Raw genomic sequence first — 8,691 nt, forward strand, 5'->3', positions numbered from 1 at the left:
CCATGCGGTCCGGTGCGAACGCTTCGGCGCCGACCACTCGGTGCCGGGGGAAGGTTTCGAACCTCCACGCCCCCTGGGGGGCACCTGACCATCAGATCAGGCGCGTCTGCCGATTCCGCCACCCCGGCCTGCCGAACTCCGACGGGAATAACGCTAACAGCCCGTCCAGGCGATGGAAAGAGCGCATCCGAGATCAAATTCCGGATGACCGGAACCCTCCGCTCCCCGAGATCGATTCACCGGTGCGCGCCCCCTTTCGCACGCCCGGCCCCACTCCGCGAGCCCTTGTCGCGGCCGGAATCCCGCCGTACTCTCGGCCCAGTTGGATCCCTTGCCGACAGGGGGGAAGATCCCGTGCCTGATCAGCGCTCGGTATTCCTGAGTTATCCACCGGCTTCCAGCATCTGGCACCTGCCAATGGGAATCGCCTTCCTCACCGCGATCCTCGAAGAGCGCGGTCACCACGTCGTGCAGCACTACGGCTACGTCGAAGCCGTCGAGCACGTCCTGCGCCAACACGGCGGCGAGCCGGTCGACGAGGCTCTGAGCACCGTCCGCGATCCCGACGCCTCGATCCTGCGGCGCCACGACGCCCGCCGGCTGTTCGAGGAGGTCTCGGCGAGCACGGCCTCGGCGTTCGAGGACTTCGGGGTCGAGCGCAACAACGTGAAGTGCGACTCGCGGCACTTCAAGGGCGATGTCGGCGAACTGCGGTGGGTGCTGGACCACCGCGAGGAGCACGTCTTCCACGAGTACTTCGCCGGGACGGAGCTGGCCCGGATCCGCGCCGCGGGCGCGAACGTGGTCGGCATCAGCGTCGCCGACGAGCGGCAGCTGGTGAGCGCCTGCGTGCTCGCGAGTCTCGTCCGGGAGCGGCTGCCGCACGTACGGCTGTTCATGGGCGGGAACTACTGGGCCCGCACCATGGACGCCTACCACGACCCCGCGTTCGTCGCCCTGTTCGACCACTGGGACGCGATCGTCTACGCCGAGGGCTTCCGGCCCGTGGTCGAGCTGGTCGAAGGGGCCGAGCCGGCCACCGTACCGGGCGTGGTGTGGCGCGACGGCGACACCGTGCGGGTCAACCCGCGCACCCCCTCGCCCATCGACTACGAGGCGCTGCCCACCCCGGTGTTCGACCGCGGCATCCGGCAGTGGAGTCCGGACTTCGTGCCGCCCCTCTACACGATGTCCAACTGCCCCATGCGCTGCGGGTTCTGCTCGATAGCTGCCGGAAGCGACAGCTTCCTGCACAAACCCCGGGTGATGTCCGAACGCCGCGTCGCCGAGCACATCGCCGCGCTCGGCGTCGAACGCGTCGATTTCGTCGACGAATACCTCACCATCCCCAGGCAGCTCAAAATCGGACGGGAACTCGCACGCATCGGACACCGGGCCACCTGGCAGTGCTATCTGACCGCGAGTGATCAATTGCTGAAGCCGGAGAACTGCCGAGCACTGGCCGAGGCCGGATGCAGCGCCGTGCAACTCGGCCTCGAATCCCTCGATCCGGACACTCTGCGACAGGAAGCAAAACCCTGGAACCACCCGGCGAATTACGGGCGAATTCTCCGGAACCTGCACGACGCCGGAATCCAGGTCCACGTCTTCATCATCGTCGGCGTGCCCGGCGAGCCGATCAACCGCTCGCTGCGCTGGCTGCCCTTCCTGGAGGAGCACGGCGAGCACATCCTGACCATCAAGTCCGGCCGCTACCGGCTCACCCGACGGGCCCCGGACGAGCGCGCCGCCTCGCTCCACCAGCTGTCCGGGCTCCAGGTGACCGGCGAGGACCAGAAGCTGCTCAACCTCAACCGCGACCAGTTCCGCTACACCACGGGCGGGCTCAGCCGGAAGCGTGTCGAAGCCGTGCGCGACCTCCTCGAAGAGGCCTGCCGCCGGCACTGGGCCTACCAGGTCACCTCCGACACACCGTGGTGGACCAATCGGGGCCGGTTCACCCTGGAGCAACTGCGAGCCGATGCCGAGCTCCTCCGCACCCACCGGCCCGCCGAACCCTCCATTCCAGCGAGCCATCTCAAGCGCGGGCTCTCCAAGATCGCCAGTGCGATCCACGACGAGCTCGGCCTGCGCACCGCGCCCACCACGTTCGAGGACGCCCGCGGCATCGCCGCACGGCTGGACGTCGAGGACGCCAAGGCCGGCGCGCACAGCGTCGGCTAGGTGTACTGACCCGTGAGGTTGGTGCTTGCGGTAGGCCATAGGCCCGCTGGCTCCGGAGGTGGGGGGGCCGGCGCCGTCGCGGGCTGCCTGCGGGGCGACCCCTCTGCCGCCTCCAAGTACGCCCAGGTGAGGGACGTCGATCTCTCCGACGACCAGATCGCGGTTCTCCGCCAGCCGCGCCACCACGTGCGGCCGGACCCCGTGCACGTGCTGCCGGACGACGTGCCGATGCGCCCTCTCGCGATCCTGCCGGGATCGGATTCCTCACCGGAAATCGCCTACGAAACGCACCACTTGGAACCTCTCGACGAAGCCGACACCGAGGCGGCGGACGCGTTGCGAGAGCTGGGTGCGGCGCTGGACACGGCCGCCACCTCACCGTCCGAACGGGAACAGGTCGGCGGGCAGTTCCCGAAGCGGGCCATCGAGGAGACGAACGAGGATCTGGCCGATCTCGTGACGACGCCGCGCGAGATGGGCGTGGTGGTTCATCAACCGCCCGCGTCCGACCACGAGCAGGAGCCCAGCGCGTTCATCAGGCTTGTGACATAGGCGTCCAGGCGTCGTTCCAGGATGCTCGTCGTGAGGTCGGTCCTCCCCGCGCCCTGGTACGCCCGCGCCCACAGTTCGACTTCTTCGGAGCACGACAGCGCGTCCCGCACCAGCCAGAACAGTCGCTCGCTCGCCGCCGTCGCCGGCACCCCGCCGGCCTCCTCGTACGCCTCGGCGAACCGCAGACCCCAGGACGGGTCGTGCAGCAGCGCGAGATTGGTGCAGCAGTGGGCGACGTCGAGGTCCGCGGGACCCCACGAAGGCTGCGACCAGTCGACGACGCCGGTGATCCGGGCCCGTGTCGGACTCGAAGGCGATACGTCGAACAGCACATTGCCGGGTTGGAAGTCCCGGTGCAGGAAGCGGCCTTCATACGGCGGCGCGGGCTCGCGGATCACGTTGATCGCCGCGTCCCAGACGGTCGCGTCGCCGCCCTTCGGAATCACGACCGACTCGGCCATCGTCAACGTCCTGAACCGCTGAGGGCGCTCGGCCGGCCGCAGCGCGTGGATGGCCACGAGCTGACGAGCCAGCAGGGGCGCACGCGTCTCGATCCCTTCGTCGTCGAGGACCGGCCTGCCCTCCAGATGCGTCATCAGCAGCGATGGATACTCGCACCACGCGGCGGTCGGATCGACCGCGACCAGCTCGGGTGCCAGCACACTGGTCCCCGCGAGGAGCGTCAGGGCGCCGGCCTCCCTGTTCAGCCAGTCTTCGGCATTCTCCAAGTAGAACGAGTCGACGAAACTCCGCAGCACCAGGTGACGGGTGACCGTGTCTCCTGTGCCGATGGTCAGCCTGCGCACTTCCGCGGTCATGCCGCCGCGCAGCGGCTCGGCTTCGACGACGCATTCGCCGCGGTCCAGATGCCGGTTCACCCAATCCAGCGTCTTCGGTCGGACGGTGATCTCCGCATCGAAGGTGTTCACGATGTCATGTGATCACGCGGACGTCGGCGGACGCAAGCGCCTTCGGGAGTCCCAACTCCGGCTATCCGGTGTGACGTTCACGCACATCGACACCCACTCGAACCGGGCGCCCGGCTGTGCCGCCTCCGAGTGTCCCGCTCCCACCCCTCCGACGACCCCATTATCGGAGATGTCATCAACTTGCCTATATTACACGCGAGTTGAACAGGCCCTGGCTGTGGTTCCATGGAGAAGCCCCGGACCGGCCGAGGATACGCGACCCGAAACACGGTAAAGCGGACGGAGCCCGTCATGACGCGTTGGGTGAATGCCTTCATCGCGGCGACAGCTGTGGACCTGCCACACGCCGTCCCGGTTTAAGAGGCGTGGCGGACGGCAGTTATCCGTCGAAACTCGCGGAACGCACGGAGCAGCGCACCGTCACCGTCGCCCCGGAGGACGAGGCTCCAGGCGCGTTCGCCGCTCGGGCGGCGAAGTCGGCCCTGACCCGGTCGGGACACGGCTTCGACGACGTCGGGCTGTTCGTTCACACGTCCGTCCTGGACCCGTCCCCTCGGATGTCGAATCCCGCGATGCTTGAACGGGAAATCGGGTCGGCCGGCCGTCGCGCCTCCCGGAGTCGTGCGCGGTACGGATCAGCCGGCCTGCTCCTGCTCGGCCTCGACCTGGGCGTTCCACTCGCGCTTGACCGCCCGCCAGTCGTCGTCGTTCTGGCCGAACCGCCAGTACCCCGAGATCGACAGCAGCTCGCGCGGGATGCCGTGTTCCAGGCGCAGCAGGCGCCGCAGTTCCTTCACGAAGCCGGCCTCACCGTGCACGAACGCGGATGCTGTGCCGGCGGGGAACTCCAGCGCGCCCACCGCCTCGACCAGTGCCTCGCCCACCGGGCGCGTGCCCCGGTGCAGCCAGCTGACCTCGACCCCGGCGGGCGAGACGATCTTCTGCTCCTCCGCGGCGTCCGCGACCTCGACGAAGGCGTGCACCACGGCATCGGCCGGCATCCGCTCCAGCGCCGCGGCGATCGCGGGCAGCGCGCTCTCGTCGCCCGCGAGCAGGTGCCAGTCGGCGTTCGGGTCGGGGGCGTAGCCGCCACCGGGGCCCAGGAAGCGCACCGTCTCACCGGGCCGCGCGCGGGCCGCCCACGGCCCGGCCAGGCCCTCGTCACCGTGCACCACGAAGTCGACGGTCATCTCGCGCAGCGTCGGGTCCCAGGCCCGCACGGTGTACGCCCGGGTGAGCGGCCACTGCTCGGGCGCGAACTCCTCGCGGATCCGGGCCATGTCGAAGGGCTCCGGGTAGCTCACGCCCTCGGGGGCGAAGAGCACCTTGATGTAGTGGTCGGTGAACTCGCCGGCGTCGAAGTCGTCCAGCCCCGCGCCGCCGAGGACCAGGCGCACCATGTGCGGCGTGATCCGCTCGGTGCGCAGCACCCGCGCCTCTCGGGCCCGTGGTGTCCGGCGGGTCGGTCGATCTGCCATGGCGTCTCCCTGGGCTGTGCGGACGTACTGATTGGTTAGGCTTGCCTAAGTTAGCACCTTGGGGTGGCGTACCGCTCGGACGTGGCGACGGCCGGCCCCCATCCCAGGGTGCCGACCGTCAATTCCGCGAGGAGGTCCGAGGCTTCCCCGGGAACGGGGGGAACGGCCCGTCGGAGAACATGGCCGGCTCGCGGATCGCGGTGGCCCGGCGCGACCGGACGCGCGCTCCGTCGGCGCCCGCCGGGCGGACGCGCCACCGGTTCACTCCGCCGCCCCTCAAGTCGGCCCACCCGAGCGCCGGTCCGATCGTCTGATGAGTCGTACGCTCAAAGGTCCGCTTCGCCGAACAGGAGGAGTCGATGACACTGGAAGCGGTCAACGATCCGTTCGCGCAAGGGTGGTCGCACGCCACCGACTTCGTCATCGCCCTGGTCCTGGCCGGCGCCATCGGCCTGGAACGGGAGATCCGGCAGAAGGCCGCCGGACTGCGCACGTACACGGTCGTCGGCCTCGGCGCGGCGCTCTTCACCCTGGTCGGCAAGTACGGCTTCGGCGACGTGGTCGAGGCCGGTGTGGTCACGCTGGACCCGTCCCGGGTGGCGTCCCAGATCGTCTCCGGGCTGGGCTTCATCGGCGCCGGCGTGATCTTCGTCCAACGCGGCTCGATCCGAGGACTGACCACGGCCGCCACCGTCTGGCTGACCGCCGCGATCGGCACGGCGGCCGCCGCCGGACTGCCGCTGGTCGCCACCGCGGCCACCGCCGCCTACTTCTTCGTCGGCTACGTGCTGCGGCCGCTCACCCACCGGCTGCCGAGGCTCCGCGCCCGCCCGGTCGGCTGCCGCGTCACCTACGCCGAGGGCCGCGGCCTGCTCCGCCTGCTGCTCGCCCGGATCACCGCCGAGGGCTTCTCCGTCGCCGAGTTGGCGACCGTCGAGCCGACCGCGCCGCCCGGCGAGGTCGGCCGAGGCGCCGACGAGCGGGTCGCGGAGGTGTTCATCACCCTGCACGGACGCGGGGACCTGTCCGCCCTCACCGTCGAGCTGGCCCGACTGCCCGGTGTCCTGACCTGCGCGATCAGCCGCTCCGAGGACTGAGGGAGGGAGTCAGTGGAACACGATGGCGTGGCCGCCGGCGATGCTCGCCAGGCACGCCCGATAGAGCTGCCACCAGGCGAAACGCTCCGTCTCGAACGGTCCGTCCGCCACGGGACCCGCGCTCGGCCCGGACTCCCCCGTGGCGCAGGGATCACCCTCGCCGTCGAGGTCGATGCCGATCGACGACGCCAAGCCCGAGAGCTCGGTCAGCAGGCGCTGACTGGAGCCGACGATTCCGGCGCCCTCGACCTCCGCCTCGTCAGGAAGGAAGAGCGGATCCTCGAAGTCGACCGGCACGTAGTAGCCGGAACTGTCGGAGTGACACAGCAGATGCGAGGCGAGCATCGACGTCTCGTCCCGGATCTTCTCGCAGTCGCGGTCGTACTGGAGCTCGCTGACCTCCAGGGCCGACGTGACGGGCTCGCCGAGTTCCACGAGCACCAGGACGCGGCGCAGCTGGGTCAGGTACCCGTAGGGGAAGCCGGCGGAGAAGGTCCGGGCACGAGGCAGATCTGTGGGCTCCGGCTCCTGCCAGCTGATTCCCTCCGCCCTGAGCGCCCGGCCAAGGCGGGCGAAGGCGGCGCGGTGACGGTCGAGGCCCTCGGCGTCGTTGCGGGCCTGGTCGTGGAGGAGTCCCACCGATATCGAAAGTCCCATGGGCCCGAATTCTAGGAGCGGCCTCTGACAGCGGCGGGCCCACCACCGCGGCGGGGACGGCCCGCGAACCGGGTCGCGGCTCCACCGCCGCCGAGCCTCGACACGGCGCGGTGTCCCGCCGCACCGGTGCCACCGGCCTCATGCGGCGTCGGTCCCCGGCCCTTCCGCCTTCGTGGCGGAGTTCCTCCTCAGGCCTCGTCGAAGCGTTCCCCTCAGGCGCCTGCCCGGCCCGCGCGGCCGCGATCGGGGCTTCTCGGGTACGGGCCGGGGAATCCTCGCCCCCGTGAAGTCGTAGGCGGTCTCGGCGTGTTCGGCCTGGTCGAGACCGGCCGTCTCGGCCTTCGCGGAGACCCGGAAGCCGATCAGCCGGTCGACCGCCCCGGCCAGCAGCCAGGAGACCGCGAAGGAGTAGGCGGCGACCACCCCGACCCCGATCGCCTGCTTGCCCAGCTGCCCGAACCCACCGCCGTAGAACAGGCCCCTCGCGCTCTGGCCGACCTTCCCCGTGGCCAGCAGCCCGACCAGCAGCGAGCCGACCGCCCCGCCGACCGCGTGCACGCCCACCACGTCGAGCGAGTCGTCGAAGCCCCAGCGGTACTTGAGCGAGACGGCGGCGCAGCAGACCGCGCCCGCGAGCGCGCCGATCGCGATGGCGCCCGGCATCGAGACCGAGCCGCAGGCCGGGGTGATCGCGACCAGCCCGGCCACCGCGCCGGAGGCGGCACCCAGGGTGGTGAACGCGCCGTGCCGGAACCGCTCGTAGGCCAGCCAGCCGATCATCGCGGCGGCGGTGGCGACCTGGGTGTTCATGAACGCCATGCCGGCCACCCCGTCGGCGGCCAGCGCCGAGCCCGCGTTGAAGCCGAACCAGCCGAACCAGAGCAGCCCGGAGCCGAGCATCACCAGCGGCAGGCTGTGCGGGCGGGTCAGGTCCTTCCGGAAGCCGATCCGCCTGCCCAGCACCAGGCAGAGCGCGAGGCCGGCCACACCCGCGTCGAGGTGCACCGCCGTGCCGCCGGCGAAGTCGATCACGCCCACCCGGTCGGCCAGCCAGCCGCCGTGGCCGTGGTCGGTGAAGAACACCCAGTGCGCGACCGGGAGGTAGACCACGCTCTCCCACAGGGCGACGAACAGCATCCAGGCGGCGAACCTGGCGCGGTCCGCGATCGCCCCGCTGATCAGCGCCGGAGTGATGACCGCGAACATCAGCTGGAACGCGGCGAACACGGTGACCGGGATCGAGCCCTTCAGGTCGTCCAGGCCGATGCCGCGCATCCCCAGGTGGTCCGGGTTCCCGATCAGACCGGCGAAGGAGTCCGTGCCGAAGGCCAGCGAGTAGCCGTAGAGGATCCACAGCACACTGACGACCGCCAGCGCGACGAAGTTCATGGCGAGCATGTTCAGGACGCTCCTGACCTGCACCATGCCGCCGTAGAAGAAGGCCAGTCCGGGGGTCATCAGCATCACCAGTGCGGCCGCGACGAGCACGAACGCCGTGTCGCCCGCGCTGAAGCCCTCCGGCATCGGCGTCTCCTCCTGCTGTCGGTGCCGCACCACCGGCGGGAACCCCGGCCCGGGCCGCGGGCCGTGACGTACCGTACCGCCGGACACCGCCCGGAGCGGCCGAGCCATCCCCCGCGGCATCCCCCGCGTACGCCGGACGGGCGAGCCCCGGCGGCGCCGTATCGGCGGTCCGGACCCGCACCGCCAGGGCCGATGCCGCGACGGCGGGCCCGGTGCGCGAAGCACGCGCACCGGGCCCGTGGCGGGGTGTCGGGCGGGCCGGGTCAGCCC

7 protein-coding genes and 1 tRNA gene are annotated in these 8,691 nt (G+C 70.6%); 3 read left to right on the top strand and 5 right to left on the bottom strand.

What is annotated here, in order from left to right; translation table 11 throughout:
• Nucleotides 1-41 precede the first annotated feature (41 nt).
• A tRNA-OTHER gene (locus ACFRMQ_RS33795) sits at nucleotides 42-128 on the bottom strand.
• 289 nt (nucleotides 129-417) lie between these two features.
• Here ACFRMQ_RS33795 and ACFRMQ_RS33800 point away from each other — a divergent pair.
• Nucleotides 418-2,184: a B12-binding domain-containing radical SAM protein gene (locus ACFRMQ_RS33800; RefSeq protein ID WP_380734585.1), complete on the top strand. Its 1,767-nt coding sequence runs from the start codon at nucleotides 418-420 to the stop codon at nucleotides 2,182-2,184.
• A 126-nt stretch (nucleotides 2,185-2,310) separates the two neighbouring features.
• Nucleotides 2,311-2,736, top strand: coding sequence for a hypothetical protein (locus ACFRMQ_RS33805; protein WP_380734586.1), 426 nt, complete (start codon nucleotides 2,311-2,313; stop codon nucleotides 2,734-2,736).
• On the opposite strand, the gene ACFRMQ_RS33810 is transcribed toward ACFRMQ_RS33805, so the two are convergent.
• The gene (locus ACFRMQ_RS33810; protein WP_380734589.1) at nucleotides 2,676-3,665 is read right to left on the bottom strand and encodes a phosphotransferase family protein; all 990 of its coding nucleotides are present in this window, start codon (nucleotides 3,663-3,665) and stop codon (nucleotides 2,676-2,678) included. The genes ACFRMQ_RS33805 and ACFRMQ_RS33810 overlap by 61 nt on opposite strands.
• Before the next feature lie 635 nt (nucleotides 3,666-4,300).
• Nucleotides 4,301-5,143 (bottom strand): siderophore-interacting protein, encoded by an 843-nt coding sequence (locus tag ACFRMQ_RS33815; RefSeq protein ID WP_380734590.1) that lies wholly within the window; start codon nucleotides 5,141-5,143, stop codon nucleotides 4,301-4,303.
• A gap of 359 nt (nucleotides 5,144-5,502) precedes the next feature.
• Here ACFRMQ_RS33815 and ACFRMQ_RS33820 point away from each other — a divergent pair, with 359 nt between their 5' ends.
• Entirely contained in the window at nucleotides 5,503-6,240 is a 738-nt protein-coding gene (locus tag ACFRMQ_RS33820; RefSeq protein ID WP_380734591.1) for an MgtC/SapB family protein, read from the top strand.
• Nucleotides 6,241-6,249: 9 nt separating this feature from the next.
• Here ACFRMQ_RS33820 and ACFRMQ_RS33825 read toward each other — a convergent pair whose 3' ends face one another.
• Together ACFRMQ_RS33825 and ACFRMQ_RS33830 are read right to left on the bottom strand one after the other, a co-directional pair.
• Complete coding sequence (locus tag ACFRMQ_RS33825; protein ID WP_380734592.1) at nucleotides 6,250-6,897, bottom strand: hypothetical protein; 648 nt, start codon at nucleotides 6,895-6,897, stop codon at nucleotides 6,250-6,252.
• Between the two features lie 138 nt (nucleotides 6,898-7,035).
• Nucleotides 7,036-8,421 carry an ammonium transporter gene (locus ACFRMQ_RS33830; protein ID WP_380734593.1) on the bottom strand — a complete coding sequence of 462 codons (1,386 nt, stop codon included), beginning with the start codon at nucleotides 8,419-8,421 and terminating at the stop codon, nucleotides 7,036-7,038.
• Nucleotides 8,422-8,691 lie beyond the last annotated feature (270 nt).

Origin of the sequence: Kitasatospora sp. NPDC056783, from assembly GCF_042789895.1 — a bacterium.
Taxonomy (GTDB): Bacteria; Actinomycetota; Actinomycetes; order Streptomycetales; family Streptomycetaceae; genus Kitasatospora.

Coding starts and splice junctions, on each gene's coding strand:
- ACFRMQ_RS33800 (WP_380734585.1), top strand. CDS start 418: ATGGGAATCGCCTTCCTCACCGCGATCCTCGAAGAGCGCGGTCACCAC.
- ACFRMQ_RS33820 (WP_380734591.1), top strand. CDS start 5,503: ATGACACTGGAAGCGGTCAACGATCCGTTCGCGCAAGGGTGGTCGCAC.
- ACFRMQ_RS33815 (WP_380734590.1), bottom strand. CDS start 5,143: ATGGCAGATCGACCGACCCGCCGGACACCACGGGCCCGAGAGGCGCGG.
- ACFRMQ_RS33830 (WP_380734593.1), bottom strand. CDS start 8,421: ATGCCGGAGGGCTTCAGCGCGGGCGACACGGCGTTCGTGCTCGTCGCG.
- ACFRMQ_RS33825 (WP_380734592.1), bottom strand. CDS start 6,897: ATGGGACTTTCGATATCGGTGGGACTCCTCCACGACCAGGCCCGCAAC.